The following is a 16,289-nucleotide window of genomic DNA, read 5'->3' as shown; positions in this document are numbered from 1 at the left end:
AATATTTTTTTCGTTTCAGTCAATTGTTTTTTAGATGTGTGTCGTTTTCCAAATGTGGCGGAATCAGTTTGTACATTACAGGGGTTACAATTCGCGACAGTATAGTTGAGCTGATGAGTCCGCCGATCAGTACAATAGCTAACGGTGCGATCAGCGGATTAGGGTTCAAGGCAATTGGAAGCAAGCCGCAAATGGCAGTGATGGATGTCAATACCACCGGCAGGAAGCGCGTTTCGCCGGCCATCGCAATTGCTTCATCTATGCTATGGCCCTCCACACGTAGTTGGTTGGTAAAATCAACCAGCAATAGTGAGTTTTTAACCTGTATACCTGACAGACCTATAAAACCAATAATAGATACCATTGACATTGGGTTGCCTGTCATGAGTAACAGAACCACCCCACCCAGTATGCCCAGTGGTATGATTGATAGCACGATGATGATTCCTTTAAACGTTTTGAACTGCAGCAATAGTACACCGACGAAAAGAAACGTGCTCAGGATGATCACCGACAAAAAGTTACCGCCTAATGCATCGCCTTCAGATTCTGCTTCTCCCGAAAGTTTGTAATAGTAACCTGGCGGCATCTTCAATTTATTCAATTCAGGAACGACCTCTTTCAGGATATCGTTGGCCAGTACATGCGCTTTAGTTAGGGAGGTCACCTTCGCAAAGCGTGATTTATTAAAATGGTTAATCGCTGTGGGCGACATTTCAAACGAAACAGTGGCGATCTGATCAACCAGGACCGGCGTGCCCTGCACATTGTTGACATACAGGTTTTTTAAAGCATCGAGGTTAGAGAACTTATCCCTTGGAAGCGTGATCACCACGTTGCGCGAATCGCCCCGGTCATCGATATAGTCCCCGACAGTTAATCCCGCTACCGCCATACGGATCACTTTGTCTATGTCACTGGTCAGTACGCCTAAGGTACGGGCCTTCTCTTTATCGATCTTTATTTTAACATCGGATTTATAAACATTCAGCTCATTGTTGACATAAAAAGTACCGGGATGCTTTTTCAGGATCTCTTCGACTTTAAACGAAAGGGACCGTATCATATCCTGGTTTTCCCCAAATACCCTGACTACAATATTCGCTTCGATCGGCGTCCCCTGTTCAAAGTCTTTCACTTCGATCCTGGCATAGGGAAAGTCGTTGAACTTCTTTCTCAGTTGCTTAATCAGTTCGGTCTTTTCACCCGGGCTGGCCTCCTCATCCAGTTGAACGAATACCTGGGCAAAATCAGGCTTTACATCCTGCTGGTGGACATTGTAATAGATCTGGGGATTTCCTTTGCCCACATTAGAGGTATAAAAAACAATCTCTTTGTGTTTCTTCAGTTCACCTTCTACCAGTTTTGTCACCCGGTCGCTTTCGGGGATATCTGCCTGCAGGGGTAATTTGATATTGATCAAAAACATCGGCTTTTCAGAAGTGGGGAAGAGCTTGAACCCGGTTTGTGTGAACAGGAAAAAAGCAAGTCCGCTTAGGGCTAACGATATCCCGATAGTGACTTTAGGCCATTTCAGTGCAAGCGGCATCACCCGGGCATAAGAGCGGGTCAAAAACCTTTGCAGGTGCTTTAAAAAGAAATTACCTTCGCCATGGGTATGCGTTTTTAACATCCGGCTGCCCAAAAAAGGCACCAATGTTAAAGCTACGATCATGGATGCCAAAACACTGGTCATCACAGCCACCGGCAGGCTGCGGATAAATTCACCAGCTGCATCAGGTAAAAAGGCAAGTGGTAAAAACGCGATAACCAGGGTAGCTGTACAGCCTACAACCGCCACACCAATCTGTTTTGTCCCTTTCAGGATAGCATCCATACGGGAGTGGCCTTCCCTGAGCCAGCGCTCAATATTTTCCACCACCACAATACTGTCGTCTACCAGCAGCCCTAATGCTACAACAAGTCCAACAATACTCAGTTGATTTAAAGAATACCCTAAGAAATTCATGGCGATAAGGCCCAGGCCCAAAGAAAGCGGAATAGAGATCATCACGATCAGCGATGCCCGGAACCCCAATGGCAGCAGCGTGATGACGACCAGAACGATGGCTAAACCAAAGTCGAAGCCAAGGTGGCCCAAACGCCTGGATACCATATCGGCCTGATCAAAGTTTTTGACCATACGGATGTTTTGCGGCAGGCTTTTGCCAAATTCGTCCAGTACCGGTAAAAACTCTTTCTGAACGCTGGCAATATTCACATTGCCTTTCATTGCCGCCGTAACCAGTACGCAACGGTGCCCGTTTAAACGGGTGATGTGGTTGATCGTGCCGTCCTTATAACTTACGTTGGCCACATCTTTCAGATAAATGATCTTGCCGTTCGCATTATAAATAACCGTATTGGCCACATCATCAACACTCTTGAACTTGCCGCTGGTTTTTACATTAAAGACCTTGCTGTCCAGGTTGATGCTGCCGCCGGGGATATCCGCAGCTTCACTTTGCAAACTGCCGATGACCACATTAAGCGGTATTTTCAATTGCGCCAGTTTATTGAGCTGCATATCGATCCGGATCTCCTGTTCGGGCATACCGAAATACTTCACCTCCTTTAAATTGGTGATCTTTTCTAATTGCGTTTTCAGGATGTCTGCTTTATCCCGCAGTAATTTACCGGAAGCGTTATCTGACACGAGCGCAACCTGCAAAACTTTTACGTCTGATGAAGATACCTTTTCTGTTTTGATCAGGTAGATATCTTTCGGAAGTTCACTGTTCTTTAACGCGTTGATCTCAGTGGATATTTCCTGGTATTTGTTGTCCACATCTACGCCATATTTAAACTTGGGCTGGATGACCGCTACACCGTCCTCTACGGTTGTCAGGATCTTTTCAATGTTTTCCAGTCCATAGATCTTGTTTTCGATGGGTTTTACAACCTGCTCTTCCATATCCTTTGGACTGGTTCCCGGATAAATCACCGTGATGATGTATTGCGGCGGATGGTTGGTCGGATCTTCCGAACGGGGCATGGTAAACAGCGTAAGTAAGCCTACAACTGCCACCAAAAGGAATATGATTAGGGTGAACTGATAGTTCTTAACGGCAAAATTTGTGATTTTCATGGCCTTACTTGATAATTTTAATGGTGGATTGTTCGTTGAGGTAGGCGCTGTTGGAGATCACGATCTGGTCTATACCTTCCAGTTTATCCTTCAGGTACACATTTTCGTTATCAAACTTCAGGATGGTAACCGGCACCCTTTTTACCCTGGTTGCGCTAATGGTGGTAAATACGAAACCTTTATCGCCGTCAGCTTCTACCAGTGATCCGTATGGGATAATCATCACGCTTTTATCTTGGTGTGTGGCTATCTCCGCTTTACCAAACATGCCAACCGCGGGCTTTACGCCGTTCAATTGCAGTTTCAGTTCTATCTGGAACGAGCCTAGTTCACGATCAGCCGCCTGCGACTTACGGAACACAGTGGCATCAAAGGTTTGACCGGCATATCCGTCGAGCGTTACTTTGGCGGTTTGTCCGGGCTTGATGAGTGCCCATTCGCGGTCGGTCACACCAATTTTAAGTGAATAACTATTTCGCTGTTCTGTAGAGTTGGTCAGCAGCACCGGCATCCCTCCGGCAATTACTTCGCCTTCGTTTGCTATTTTCTTGCTTACAAAACCGTCAGATGCCGCGTATATCTTAGAGTAGCGCTCATTAAAGGCTGTTGCTTCCCTGGTTTTTTTGGCAATATCCAAAGCGGTTTTGGTATTCTGCAATTGTTCCAAAGTGTAAACACTGTCTTTGTAAAGGTTCAGTGCGCGGCTATAGTCACGCTGTGCCTTTTCCACACCCAAACTGGACTGGGCTAAACCAGCTGAAATTTCAGTAGAATTGAGTGTTGCCAGCAATTGACCCTGTTTAAAGAACTGGCCTTCCTGTACCAGGATACGGTTGATCACGCCCCCTATCTTAAAGGCATATTTGGCTTCATCCTCCGTACTGACCAGGCCTGTGGCGGTGATTTGATCGGGTACACCTAATGTAGACACCGATGCGATTTTAACCGGTATGATATCCGGTTCTCCTATTGGATTTTCTTCCTTGTGTTTTGCTTTGCAGGAAACCATTAAGATTAGCGCTGCTATGATAATGCTGAATAATTGTATTTTTTTCATGACTGTATGTTTTTTTAAGGTATTCAAGAGCCCTTCGGGGGTTTTCATGATCTTATTTTTATTGAATGGTGAAACTGGCGTTGGCACGTTCGATGGCCGTATTGGCTATCCAGGTATCGTAAAGGGCAATATTAGCTTGTAGCTGAGCATCGATCCATTGGTTCTGTGCATCCAGCAGTTCAATGTAAATGGCCGTTCCCTGTTTGTATAACTTGAGCATGTCACTGTAATAAGTCTGACTGGTCTTCAATTGAGACTGTGCCGCCTCGTATTGCGCGATAGCGCTTTGCATACCGGCCTGGCGTACCTTCAATTCTGTAAGCAGTTGTTGCTGCACATAATCGGTTTGTGATGCTAAGGCTTCCCTATCAGCGATAGCCTGCTTTACCCGGTAATTGTTTTTCCCGGAGGAGAACAGGTTCCATTCCAGGGAAATCCCGAATAAATAATAACGGCTTTGGCTATTGAACTTCCAATCAAAAGCCTGCGAACCCAGATCGATAAAGGTTCCCAGCTTAGGGATGATATAAGATCTGGCCAGCCCGGTGAGGTTACCGTTGATATCCCTCGCAGTCCTCAGTTTGGACAATTCTTCCCTGCCGCTAACGCTGTTTCCCATGAGCTGCTCCCCGGTGGGAAGTGTCTTCATGTCATCCAAAATGACGCTGTCTGTAAGCGGCCGGTTAAGCAGGAAGTTAAAATAGTAGCGGGCTGATTCTGCTGTTTTCCGGGCTCCGATAAGCGAAGCATTCATCCTGGATACTTCATTCTGGCTTCTGAGCACCACGGTCCGGTTTACCTTGTTATTCTCGTACAGTTTAGTATTGATACGCTGCCCTTCTTCAACCAGGCGCAGCGATGATTCGTAGATCCTCGTTGCACTGGTTGCTTTCAAATAGGTATAGTAAGCCGTTTTGATTTCTTTAACCAGTTCTCGTTTATAAAGCAGCACCTCGGTTTTTTGCAGGTCTACCTGTTGCGCTTTGATCCGTTTGTTATAGATCAGTTCTGCATTCAGGATGGGAAGCGTTGTACGAAACTTTGCATCATAAAAATTGTCCGGATTAAGCTGTATCCGCTGATTTTGCAGCTGCGGAAAGGCATTGCTGCCGGTCAATTTATTCAGCGTGGAATAAACTCCGTTAAACAGGTCGCCGGTAGGGAAATCTATCGTACGGCCGCCATCAGCTTTCGTATAGGTTGTTGAAAAGGTTACATCCGGCAGGAACATGCTTTTCGCTTCCTTCAGCGCATAGATATTTTTTTCGAGCACAAAGTTTTGTTGCTTGATACTCTCATTAGAGGCAAGGCCCTGCCGGATATACTCATCCAGCTTGCCCTGCGCTTTTGCAAAGGGTGCAGCCAGTAAGGCTGCCGATAAAAGCAAAAGCTGATAAAATGTTTGACTCGTTAATTTCATTTTAAATCATTGTTATAATTTTAAACACTGTTCAATAATATATTAAAAAAAGGGGTTAACTTTTTTCGAGCAAGGCCACAAAAGACTCGTAGCCGTTCTGCATGAGCTCTTCATTCGTCTTGCCGACAAAGCTGGTATTGCGGTGTTTGCAAAAAAGCGCGCAGATGCCGTGTACTACGGAGATGATCAGGAAAGTAAAGTATTCTGTGTCCATATCTACGAACTTGCCTTTCTGCTGACATTCCTTTATCATGGCCTGCATATAACCGATCGCTTCTTCTGCGATCTGAAATCCCTCGGACTGGGAATCTTTAACCGGTTCATCAACAATAAACATCAGGTTATAATAATCTTTATTTTCCTGGGCAAATTGAATAAACACGCGTCCGGATGCCTTTAACCGCTCAAAAGGATCACCAACTTTGTCCAGTACTTTCAACTGGTTCAACAACAGGCGAAAGCCTTCCTTATGCAATTCGTGGAAGATCTCGCTCTTATCTTTGAAGTAGAAATAAAGTGAACCCTGGCTATAATTAATCTCAGCGGCGATATTGCGCATACTGGTTTTTTCATAGCCCTTCTCCAAAAATATCTTACGCGCACCGTTAAGGATGCGTTTGTGCATTTCCTGCTTCTCTTTTAGTTTTCTTTCTGCTATGCCCATTTTTAGATGATGATAAGATACAAATATAAGATCGCCGTTTGTGTGGCCAAATTTCGGATTGGAGTTTCTGCTTAATTCTGTATGCCGGGGCTTATTTTGCCCATAATGCTTACTGCTGCAACTCTGGGTAAAAACTTGAAACCGAATAGCATAAAACGATTTTTCCAGCCCTGCACCACTCTTGGCTTCTGCCTTTTTTCCAGGGCTTTAACCAGTTCTTTTGCGACATCTTCAACAGAAGACATTACAAACTTGGGAAAATCACTGGTATGCCCGCCTGCGTTTGCATGGAAATCGGAGTTTGCGGCGCCAGGGTTAAAGCCCAATACAAAGATGCCCTGGGGCTTAAACTCATACCACAACGATTCGGAGAAATTGGCAACAAAGCTTTTGGTGGCCGCGTACACAGAACCACCAGGCAGCGAAGAATGGGCCAGCAGCGAGCCGATATTGACCAGCGCATCCCCCCTGGTAGCTTGCTGTAAAAAGCTATAAGACAAAGTTACCAGAGCCTGCATATTGAGCTGCATGGTGGCCAGCTGGTCTTCCAATGGTATATCCGTAAATTTTCCGTAAGTACCGTTACCCGCGTTATTGATGAGCACATCGTACTTTTCAGCGCTGAGATGTGCCGCCAACTTTTGCAGATCCTCTTTATTGTTCAGATCAGCAACCAGGATGGTATGGCCGTTGCCATTTAAACTGCTTAACGCCTCTTCGAGGCGGCCCCTGTTACGGGCTACCAGAGTGATCTGGTAATTCTGTTGAGCCAACTGCCGGGCTGTTTCGAGTCCGATGCCTCCGCTGGCGCCTGTGATCAATGCTTTTTTCATGATTGTTTGAATTAATTTTAAACCGGTACAAATTTATTGAACACTGTTCAATAAAACAAAAACAATAAGCATCATTTTAAAAAACTGACATTAAAAACATAAAACGTTGGACGATGAAATTCATTTGCAGCAGGTTATCATCCTGAAAGTGATAGAATCAATTTGTTTTATTGTATTATGAACACCTCGTAAAAATGTTCCATTATTGCCGACTTTTGTATCATAATAGCTACCAGGAATTAACGGAGGTTTGCATCGTATTAAAAAATAAAATATACGATAATGGCAAAAACAATTTTTATAACAGGCGCATCCCGCGGATTAGGCCGGATATGGGCTGAAGCTTTTCTAAAACGCGGCGACCAGGTAGTGGTAGCGGTAAGAAATCCCGACTCGTTAAATGAACTGGCTAACGAACATCCTTTAAATCTGCTGGTTTTAAAACTCGACGTTACCGATAAAAAAGCTTGCTTTGCTGCTGTGGCAAAAGCCAAAGCTCATTTTGGGGTAATTGATGTACTGATCAACAATGCAGGATACGGACATATGGGTACGATTGAAGAATTGGAAGAACAGGAGGTCCGGAAACAGATGGAAACCAATGTATATGGTTTGCTATGGATGACACAGGCCATTATACCAATCATGCGCGAGCAAAAATCTGGACACATTATCCAGCTTTCCAGCGCTTTGGGTATCGTCGCATTTCCTACAATGGGAATATACAGTGCCTCTAAGTTCGCTGTTGAAGCCATCAGTGAATCATTAGCGGCCGAAGTAAAGGGATTCGGGATTAACGTAACCATTGTGGAGCCAAACGGTTATTTAACCGATTTCAGTACTTCATCAATTGCGCAAAGTAAGCCAATTGCTTTATATGATGATGTAAGGGCGGCACTTCAGGCCACAAATAAGGCCGAAGATTGGGGTGTGCCGGAAGCCACGGCAGAGGCGGTGCTGAAACTGACCGATACGAAAAACCCTCCTTTAAGATTGATCTTAGGTAAGGCCGGTTTCGAGTGGATCAAGTACGTTTATGCTGAACGCATGAAAACCTGGGAAGAATGGCAGGAGGTCTCTGTTGCCGCTCACGGAAAATAAATAGCTAAATTTGCAGAATCCGGTTAGCCGGATTTTGCTTTATCTTAAAACGGAATCAATGATTCATTTCAATAAAATAAGCAGCCTTAATCAGGCCCTTAAAATAAAGCCGCCAGAACACCCTTTGTTCTGCATTTCGTATGGCGCTAAAGGTGATAACAGCGTTAGTGATGTGGAATTCTCCTCAGACTTTTATGTCATCGGGTTTAAAGGATTGGATTCCGGGAGCGTATATTACGGTAAAACAAAATATGATCATGATTCTGGCAAGATGTTTTTTATCGGACCACGGCAAATCATTGCTTGTAAAAACATCAGTTTGCAGGAAGAGAGCTTTTTCATTGTTGTGCATGAAGACTTTTTATCCGGGACTGCTTTGCATCATGAAATAAAGAAATATGGTTATTTTGATTACCAGGTTAGCGAAGCCTTGCATCTTTCGCCAAGCGAGGAAGAAACGATCTGGAATCTGGTATATACGATGGACAAGGAATATCACAACAATACCGATGACTATAGTAAAACCATTATAATTAGTCACCTGGATACCTTGCTTAAATATGCGCAAAGATTTTATAAAAGGCAGTTTATTAACCGGGCCGAATTAACGGGAGCAATAGCTACCAGATTCCATATCATACTTGCTTCTTACTTTGAAGAAAGAAAAATAAAAGAGTCGGGGCTTCCTACTGTAGCCTACATGGCGGAAAAGCTAAACGTTTCTTCCCGCTATTTGAGCGACCTGCTTAAGCAGGAAACGGGCAAGACTGCTTTAGAACTGATCCATCTCTATTTAATTTCTGAAGCTAAGAATTTGTTAACCGAAGGAAAAATGAATATCTCTGAGATTTCGTTTTCACTGGGCTTTGAAAATGCCACCTACTTTTCGCGTTTATTTAAAAAAGAGGTGGGAGTTTCCCCAAATAAGTTTCGGGCTCATCTATTAAATTAATTGGTGCCAGTTTATAATATCTAACACCAATTAAGCAATTGCTACGTGCACATTTAGGTACTTGAAAGTTTACATAATGCACCGCTCGCTTTTAATTTTAAGATCCCATGCCCAGCGAAAACGGATAATGATAGGTACGACCATATTTTTGTGATATAGCCATGTTTTCAAGATCAAAATAAGAAAATAGAATTCGCTTCCTTTCCTGGGATGGGAAAGATCATAAATGATTTATGCGCGGACTATTACATGGCTCAAAACTTAAAGCGTTTTTTTTGATGCACAATGTAAGAAACTAATTGATAATCTGTTGAGTGAAAATAATTACCCCATAGCGAATGTATTGAATCACGCAATGGGGTAAATTATCAGTATAACTAAAACAGTTCGGCCTTTATCGTTTTAACCGGATTGCCCCGCTCCAGGGCGTTATGCTCCTGCCACTGGCTTTGTTGTTGCGCCATCAGTTGTTCTGTTTGCCAAACCATTATTTTAGCTTCGAGCCGGGCCAGGCAAAGCTTTTTGTTCTCCAGTTGTGAGCGTGTATCCATTGCCATTACTTGTAAGCCAGATGGCAAATGCGTTCCCCGCACCGCAGTTTCTACCTTATTTACGTTTTGCCCACCCGGGCCAGATGAACGGCAGGTTTCCAGCTTCACATCTTTAGGGTTCCAGTGCATTAGTTCTTTCACATCAAAAGCGGCGATGCCCACAAACCAGTTTTTACGCTTGTGGTATTTGCGAAATGGGCTTTGCGCTATCCATTGAATAGTGCCGGTCCATTTCTTTACAAATGTTTCCAGATGATGGCCGGTGGCGATCATTGTTGCAGATAGTAAAGTTCCATTCAATTCGCCTGTTTTGTTTTCCAGTACTTCAATTTGGATACCTTGCTGTTTGGCCTGTTTCATCAACAAGTTTTGCACGCAGGCTACAACCCGGCAGCATTCTGCCGGGCCTTTGCCTGAGGTGATTTGTATCATCATCTTTTTCATCACTACTCCTTATTCATTCTAACAATACGTGGATAAAACTTGCCCTGGATATCAACCAGATCGCTTTGTGCAGCTATCACCGTCTCAATGTCCTTGTAAGCCAAGGGGTTTTCTTCAACCGTGCCGCCAATTAAGGTTACGTCCGCATTGGTCAGCATTTTTTTCATAGCCGACACTGTCATGTTATCCTTAGCCTTTTGCCTGCTCATGGCCCGACCGGCACCGTGTGATGCAGAGTATAAAGCATCACTGGTTCCTTTGCCCGATACCAGATAGGCCGGCGTGGTCATACTACCGGGGATAATACCCAGTTCGCCCTTATGCGCCGGTGTGGCACCCTTGCGATGGATGATCACATTTTGACCATCGGCCAACTGATCTTTCCAGGCAAAGTTGTGGTGGTTCTCCACTACTTTCAAAGCTTTCAAGCCTAATGTTTTTAGCAGATTAGCATGAATACGTTCATGACAAGCCTTAGCATAATCACCGGCCAGGGTCATGGTTAACCAGTACTCCTGGCCGGCCTCGCTATTCATATCCAGCCAGGCTAATTGCTGCGCATGGCGCGGCAGCTTGCAGGTATTCATGGCGATCTGCGTATAATGCCTTGCTATTGCCGAGCCTAAACCACGACTACCTGAATGCGTTAACAAAGCCGTGTACTTTTTAGCCGGCAAGCCTAAGGTATTATCAGCTAACAATTCAATCTCGCCAAACTCCACAAAATGGTTGCCGCTGCCCGATGTACCTAATTGTCTTACCGCCTTGCTGCGCAAGGGTTTCAGAAATGAGATCTCATTAAACACCGGGCTATCCAGCACTTCATGCTCCTGCCTGATATCCAAACCACCTTCCATCCCAAAATGGGTGTGGTTTTTTAAGGCTTGTTTAATCTGGTATTCAAACCGTTTCAGGAAGCCGTCGCTTTCGTCAATAATAGACAGCGCCATACGGCAGCCTATATCCATACCCACAGCGTAAGGTATTACAGCATTATCTGTAGCCAACACTCCACCAATAGGCAAACCAAAACCCATGTGCGCATCGGGCATTAATGCACCTTGTACGCTTACAGGCAGCAGGTTAGCCAGCTCCATTTGCTTTTTAGCCGATTGCTCAATGCCTTTTCCGCCATAGGTTTTACAATACACCGGTTCATCCCGGAGTTCATGCGTTTTAAACAGAGGTGCATCTGTTTTACCAATTACCTTTTCGGCTATCTTGCTTAACATTATACCTTAATATACAAATATTATTCGATAATATCAAGTTGCTCCGGCACCTTATAACGCTCCAGCGTTTCATACAATTGTTTCTTGATTTGTTTGACCAAGATCCTTGGGCCAAGCACCCGAAGTTTTGCGCCGAAGCCCAATAACTCACGCTCCAGTTCAAAATTCATAATTACACGGATGCTGAAGATCTTACCTTTATCATCTTCACTCAATAGCTTTTGAGTATGGTGCAGGGGTTTAGTGATTACGTAGGGTGCGTTTTTGGCATCTATCCAAAACACTACTTCCACATCGTGCTGACCGGGTGATTTGGTTACCCCTATTACGTCGTTATAATAAGTTGAAAAATCGATAGTGGTATTCTCGATATAATCATCATCGTGCGCGGTAATGGTTTGGATCCTGTCCAAAGCCAGGTTAAGCAGCGGTTTGTAGCGTTGATGCGAGATGCCTAATACAAACCAACGATTGCGATATTCTTTCAACAAATATCCGCTAAAGCAAAAAGTACTGGCCTCGCGCGCTTTGAATGATTGATAGGTGACACACATGGTTTTCTTAGCCACAATATATTTGCGGATCACTTCAATCCACTCCAACCCTTTCAGATTATCATTCTTCTCAAAATCTATCACCGGTGCGCTTTGCGTTTTTTGAGTATAAATCTTATCCTCCAACTTACTCACCATCTCATTCAGGTCGGTAAAATGGTTAAAGCCCTTAAACTGTTTTAACAGACCAGATACTTCGCTCAGTACCTGCATATCCTGTTGGTTAAGCGGACTGTTGGTAATGCTATAATTCTTATCGCTGTACGTATAATACTTTTTATCAACCACCACAATAGGCGCTTCGTACCCCAGCTTATTACTGCGCATCATCTCCATATCGGCCTGTACAGTACGGCGACTAACGCCGGTATCAATACCCTGGTATTCGTATAGGGCATCGCTGCAGGCATCTATCAGATCGTCAAGCGTCCATTTTTTAAAACGGTTTTGCAGGCATTGGTCAATGGTGCGGTAGCGGATAAGGGCGTTACGGTTAACTGGCATGGGATCAAAATTTTCAGAATTAAAGAATTTTCAGAATGCTAAAACCACAACTAATATTCGTGAATCTTAAAATTCTGTAAATTCTGATTAAAGATTATAAAATATTTTTTACTGCGCAAATAGATTGCGCACTTGATGTTTCTCTTTGTACTGTCGAAAGGCTAAACCTGTTCACAAACGCCCCCTCTCTCAATCCGGGGAGAGGGGTTTTAGCCCGGAGACTTTTTAAATTGTTAAATTACAAGCTCAGGTTTATGAGAAAGCAAAATACAAATTCCTCACTCCCCCTTCAGGAGGCCGGGGGGTTAAAGGTTAGCAACAACGAGTTAAAGGCATTAGGCATTAACGATGTAGAAGTATTGGTGAACTTTAGTCGCGTGGCTAATGGTTTGCTTAAACACAACGTAATGGCCAAGCCCGAGATACTGGCCAACCTGGAAGCCCTGATAGATGACCCGATGCCTTACGCATTAAAGAAAGGCGGCAAATTTAAAAACCTGGCCGAGGATGTAATTGCCATGCGTAAAGAGGGCAAGTTTGTCAAACAGGAACGCAGCAACTTTAAGCTGAAAGAAGAAATAGCCGACTTCCCGGTATGGGGTTTGGAAAATATTGAGGTAGGCGCTTTAGCACAAATGCGTACTGCCGTACAATTACCCATTGCAGTTGCCGGTGCTTTAATGCCCGACGCGCACCAGGGTTACGGCCTTCCTATTGGCGGCGTCTTGGCTACTACGGCCAATACCATTATCCCATTTGCTGTGGGTGTGGATATTGCCTGCCGGATGTGTTTAAGCATTTTTGATTTACCTGCCGAAGCTATTGATACCGAGACCGACAAGTTGAAAAATATATTGGTAGATAACACCTACTTCGGGATGGGTTGTACTACTAAATCGTACTTTGATAGTTCGTTGTTTGATAGTAAGACTTGGGGCGAAACCAAGTTGATCCGTACACTTAAAGATAAGGCTTATGCGCAATTAGGCACCAGCGGCACCGGCAACCACTTTGTGGAATGGGGCGAGTTGGACATTGCCGAGGGTGCGTTGGCTGAGATCCCGGCCGGTAAGTATTTGGCCTTGCTCTCGCACTCCGGCTCGCGTGGGTTTGGGGGTAGCGTGGCCGACTATTACAGTCGTATAGCCATGACCAAAACCAAACTTCCTGCAGAAGCCAAACATTTGGCCTGGTTAGATTTGGATAAAGACGAAGGCCAGGAATACTGGATAGCCATGAACCTGGCCGGCGAATACGCCAGCGCCAACCACCACGAGATCCACAATAAAATTGCCCGTGCCCTTGGGGTTAAGCCTATCACGATGATAGAGAACCACCACAACTTTGCCTGGAAAGAGCAACTGGCCGACGGTACTGAAGTTATGGTGCACCGTAAAGGTGCCACCCCGGCCGGCGAGGGCGTGTTAGGCATTATCCCCGGCAGCATGAGCACGCCCGGCTTTTTAGTGCGCGGTAAAGGCGATGCAGCCAGCATCAACTCCGCCAGTCACGGTGCAGGCAGGGCAATGAGTCGTAGTGCGGCTTTTAAAACATTAGACCCGATTACTATTGCCGCCAATTTGGTTGATAAACGCATTACCCTGATGGGTAGCGATGTGGATGAGGCGCCGATGGCCTATAAGGATATCCATACCGTTATGGCTGCGCAGCACGATTTGGTTGAGGTATTAGCCAAATTTGAGCCGAGGATTGTGAGGATGGCGGATGCGAGGGAGAAGCCGGAGGATTAGCCCCCCGGCCCCCTAAAGGGGGAGTTTGCAGTGGCAGGTTAGCAGGGAGGGTTAGCCACCACAACAAAACGGTGGCCCGTGCGATTCCCTCCCATGGGGAGGGTGTAGGGAGGGGTTTAGCCACAATGCACACCACCACCTCGTTGCGAGCGATAGCATGGCAATCCCCGCGGAGGCAGAGCAGTATAAATATAAATTACAACAATGAAACCAATACCATCAACTGCAGAAATATTAGCTTTTAAAATGCTTAGCAGACCTGTTAACAAAAAATGGATCGACTGGGCCTACGACATGCTTGTAGCTGGGTTTGAAACTGAAAACCTGGTGATGCTGGCTGGTGAAACTGAGCCGTATAACCAGTTTGAACTGCAAAGTCTTGCAGACAAAATTTTTCATGAACTTGAATTGAGTTGGGATAATCGTGAACAAGTTTATAAAAACTACGTAGCCTATTTAGTTACCAAAGCAATAAACGGCGAAATAGCACCAATAAGTGTCCTTGGCATTATTAAGGACGTATATATTGAAGATGATCACGAACCGTTGATCCAGGATTTTTACCTTCTATATTGGGCACATGACGACCTGGGATATTCTGACCAGCAATGGTATTGGCCGGGAGCAACACGCGAAAATATAGACGAAATAACAAGGGTACATTTTGTGAAATGGATAGAAAGGTTTGGAAAAGAGTACTAAAAGTAAGGCACACACGGCATGCGTACAGCAACCGTGTGCCTCTTGTCATTGCATCTTTACCATTCTTACGAACCACAAGCGAGGACACTTGCGGTAGCGGATGGAAGCCAGAGGATTGAGAGTGAGCATAACCAGAGTCTAAAGCTACCGCTATTACTTAAAACCCTTATGGAATATTTATTTATATTATAAGTTCACTTTCTAATTAAATGTAATGAACGAAGAACACGAAATAATTGACGCATACAATAAGCTTATTTACAGCAAATACACTGCTGAAGAGTTGACTTGCTTATCTGATAACGGATATCAATATAATGGCGAAAATGTACTCGCTTTAAACAATCCAGCAGTAGTTACCGCTTCCCAAATCGGGCTATTGACTCGATTAGCTGATGTTTGCAAAGAGTTAAAGAAAAACAGTTTTCAAAAGAATCCTAATATATCTCAAAGCGAATTAATTATAGCTACAGGTGATATTAAGTATCGTTTGGGTATACTATATCTTTACCAACCATATATTGTTAACCTATCTTCATCATACGGCTTTTTGAGAGGAAAAAAACATTATTCATATAACCAAACAAGAGAAGATTTACGATTCAATGGAGAACTACCCATTGCTTTTGAATGTTTGTATAAATTTTGGCAAAGACTTGGTGATTATTTAATCTCGTTTTTTCCTGAATTATTACTCGAAAAAAATGGCCTCACCTATTTTCACGCTCCCTTTGATTATATTTCGAAATATTATAGCCACTTAGAGACGTCTGAAAATTACAAATGGTTAAAAGACTTTTCGGTAACAACATATCCCTTATTTAATAGGCATCGAAAATTTTTTGTTCATTATTCAGGTTACAACAACCAATTTTTTGAGAAATTTTTAGGCGCTAACCAAAGTGATTCTAATGCTATTAAAAAACTTGATGAGGAAAGAAAAAATTGGACACCTTTTCTTAAAGATCAATTGACATTTTGCAATGAAGGTTATTTAAGACTGATGCATTTTTTGAATGAACTTGATATTCAAAGAAATAATAATGATGAGTTTACTTATCAACTTAAAAGTCTTTAAAATATGTTGTTCCCCGCCTGTCCAAGCGTGCCGCTTGGACACCTCCATTTTTAGCGCCCCGCTAAAAAATTACCAATTTGATATTTTACAGAAGCGGCACGCTTCCAAAACCCATTCAGTCAAGCGGCACGCTTAACCGGGCTAGGGCAAACATATTGGTTCTATTCCCCCGCTCCAGCAAGCTGGCGCAGAGAATAATAGTTTTTTAACTTAAATATCGTTACGTTTATTTAAAAAAATATTTAAGCTTGATGTTATGAAAAAAAACACGCTTTTGTTTAAATTGGCTTTGTTAGTTTGCCTGGCCGGCTTATTTGTTAGTTTAAAGCCCGCGTCTGCCATAGCCAGCCGTAACTTT

13 protein-coding genes are annotated in these 16,289 nt (G+C 43.9%); 5 read left to right on the top strand and 8 right to left on the bottom strand.

Translation table 11 applies throughout. The features are described 5' to 3' along the window. Window positions 1-19 precede the first annotated feature (19 nt). The 5 genes from AC07M6_RS18910 to AC07M6_RS18890 form a co-directional block, all read right to left on the bottom strand. On the bottom strand, window positions 20-3,088 hold the full coding sequence (locus tag AC07M6_RS18910; protein ID WP_494892141.1) for an efflux RND transporter permease subunit: 3,069 nt from the start codon (window positions 3,086-3,088) through the stop codon (window positions 20-22). A 4-nt stretch (window positions 3,089-3,092) separates the two neighbouring features. Next, on the bottom strand, window positions 3,093-4,145 hold the full coding sequence (locus AC07M6_RS18905; protein ID WP_494892139.1) for an efflux RND transporter periplasmic adaptor subunit: 1,053 nt from the start codon (window positions 4,143-4,145) through the stop codon (window positions 3,093-3,095). Window positions 4,146-4,203: 58 nt separating this feature from the next. Further along, window positions 4,204-5,565 carry a TolC family protein gene (locus AC07M6_RS18900; protein ID WP_494892137.1) on the bottom strand — a complete coding sequence of 454 codons (1,362 nt, stop codon included), beginning with the start codon at window positions 5,563-5,565 and terminating at the stop codon, window positions 4,204-4,206. 55 nt (window positions 5,566-5,620) lie between these two features. Next, window positions 5,621-6,229, bottom strand: a complete 609-nt coding sequence (locus tag AC07M6_RS18895) for a TetR/AcrR family transcriptional regulator (protein WP_494892135.1) — start codon at window positions 6,227-6,229, stop codon at window positions 5,621-5,623. 71 nt (window positions 6,230-6,300) lie between these two features. Continuing rightward, window positions 6,301-7,062, bottom strand: coding sequence for an SDR family NAD(P)-dependent oxidoreductase (locus AC07M6_RS18890; RefSeq protein WP_494892133.1), 762 nt, complete (start codon window positions 7,060-7,062; stop codon window positions 6,301-6,303). Window positions 7,063-7,344: 282 nt separating this feature from the next. On the opposite strand from AC07M6_RS18890, the gene AC07M6_RS18885 reads away from it, so the two are divergent. Then, on the top strand, window positions 7,345-8,163 hold the full coding sequence (locus tag AC07M6_RS18885; protein WP_494892131.1) for an SDR family NAD(P)-dependent oxidoreductase: 819 nt from the start codon (window positions 7,345-7,347) through the stop codon (window positions 8,161-8,163). Between the two features lie 58 nt (window positions 8,164-8,221). Then, the gene (locus AC07M6_RS18880; protein WP_494892129.1) at window positions 8,222-9,115 is read left to right on the top strand and encodes a helix-turn-helix domain-containing protein; all 894 of its coding nucleotides are present in this window, start codon (window positions 8,222-8,224) and stop codon (window positions 9,113-9,115) included. A gap of 377 nt (window positions 9,116-9,492) precedes the next feature. Here AC07M6_RS18880 and prfH read toward each other — a convergent pair whose 3' ends face one another. From prfH to AC07M6_RS18865, 3 genes are read right to left on the bottom strand one after another with little or no spacing between them, the layout of a single operon-like run. Further along, window positions 9,493-10,101 carry a peptide chain release factor H gene (gene prfH / locus AC07M6_RS18875; RefSeq protein WP_494892127.1) on the bottom strand — a complete coding sequence of 203 codons (609 nt, stop codon included), beginning with the start codon at window positions 10,099-10,101 and terminating at the stop codon, window positions 9,493-9,495. A gap of 11 nt (window positions 10,102-10,112) precedes the next feature. Further along, window positions 10,113-11,342, bottom strand: coding sequence for an RtcB family protein (locus AC07M6_RS18870; protein ID WP_494892125.1), 1,230 nt, complete (start codon window positions 11,340-11,342; stop codon window positions 10,113-10,115). Window positions 11,343-11,362: 20 nt separating this feature from the next. Beyond that, on the bottom strand, window positions 11,363-12,400 hold the full coding sequence (locus AC07M6_RS18865) for a helix-turn-helix transcriptional regulator (RefSeq protein ID WP_494892123.1): 1,038 nt from the start codon (window positions 12,398-12,400) through the stop codon (window positions 11,363-11,365). A gap of 254 nt (window positions 12,401-12,654) precedes the next feature. Here AC07M6_RS18865 and AC07M6_RS18860 point away from each other — a divergent pair, with 254 nt between their 5' ends. The 3 genes from AC07M6_RS18860 (at window position 12,655) to AC07M6_RS18850 (ending at window position 15,931) form a co-directional block, all read left to right on the top strand. Beyond that, the gene (locus tag AC07M6_RS18860) at window positions 12,655-14,151 is read left to right on the top strand and encodes an RtcB family protein (RefSeq protein ID WP_494892121.1); all 1,497 of its coding nucleotides are present in this window, start codon (window positions 12,655-12,657) and stop codon (window positions 14,149-14,151) included. A 204-nt stretch (window positions 14,152-14,355) separates the two neighbouring features. Beyond that, window positions 14,356-14,853: a hypothetical protein gene (locus AC07M6_RS18855; protein ID WP_494892119.1), complete on the top strand. Its 498-nt coding sequence runs from the start codon at window positions 14,356-14,358 to the stop codon at window positions 14,851-14,853. Between the two features lie 214 nt (window positions 14,854-15,067). Further along, window positions 15,068-15,931 carry a hypothetical protein gene (locus tag AC07M6_RS18850; protein WP_494892117.1) on the top strand — a complete coding sequence of 288 codons (864 nt, stop codon included), beginning with the start codon at window positions 15,068-15,070 and terminating at the stop codon, window positions 15,929-15,931. The last annotated feature ends 358 nt before the right edge of the window (window positions 15,932-16,289 follow it).

The organism is Mucilaginibacter sp. GW821-FHT07H05 (assembly GCF_059418485.1).
This window is presented reverse-complemented; position numbering and strand designations above follow the sequence as displayed.

Excerpts from the sequence above, each read along its gene's own strand:
- AC07M6_RS18865 (WP_494892123.1), bottom strand. The coding sequence starts at position 12,400 with ATGCCAGTTAACCGTAACGCCCTTATCCGCTACCGCACCATTGACCAA.
- AC07M6_RS18895 (WP_494892135.1), bottom strand. The coding sequence starts at position 6,229 with ATGGGCATAGCAGAAAGAAAACTAAAAGAGAAGCAGGAAATGCACAAA.
- AC07M6_RS18890 (WP_494892133.1), bottom strand. The coding sequence starts at position 7,062 with ATGAAAAAAGCATTGATCACAGGCGCCAGCGGAGGCATCGGACTCGAA.
- AC07M6_RS18850 (WP_494892117.1), top strand. The coding sequence starts at position 15,068 with ATGAACGAAGAACACGAAATAATTGACGCATACAATAAGCTTATTTAC.
- AC07M6_RS18870 (WP_494892125.1), bottom strand. The coding sequence starts at position 11,342 with ATGTTAAGCAAGATAGCCGAAAAGGTAATTGGTAAAACAGATGCACCT.
- AC07M6_RS18885 (WP_494892131.1), top strand. The coding sequence starts at position 7,345 with ATGGCAAAAACAATTTTTATAACAGGCGCATCCCGCGGATTAGGCCGG.
- AC07M6_RS18910 (WP_494892141.1), bottom strand. The coding sequence starts at position 3,088 with ATGAAAATCACAAATTTTGCCGTTAAGAACTATCAGTTCACCCTAATC.
- AC07M6_RS18860 (WP_494892121.1), top strand. The coding sequence starts at position 12,655 with ATGAGAAAGCAAAATACAAATTCCTCACTCCCCCTTCAGGAGGCCGGG.
- AC07M6_RS18880 (WP_494892129.1), top strand. The coding sequence starts at position 8,222 with ATGATTCATTTCAATAAAATAAGCAGCCTTAATCAGGCCCTTAAAATA.
- prfH (WP_494892127.1), bottom strand. The coding sequence starts at position 10,101 with ATGATGATACAAATCACCTCAGGCAAAGGCCCGGCAGAATGCTGCCGG.
- AC07M6_RS18900 (WP_494892137.1), bottom strand. The coding sequence starts at position 5,565 with ATGAAATTAACGAGTCAAACATTTTATCAGCTTTTGCTTTTATCGGCA.
- AC07M6_RS18905 (WP_494892139.1), bottom strand. The coding sequence starts at position 4,145 with ATGAAAAAAATACAATTATTCAGCATTATCATAGCAGCGCTAATCTTA.
- AC07M6_RS18855 (WP_494892119.1), top strand. The coding sequence starts at position 14,356 with ATGAAACCAATACCATCAACTGCAGAAATATTAGCTTTTAAAATGCTT.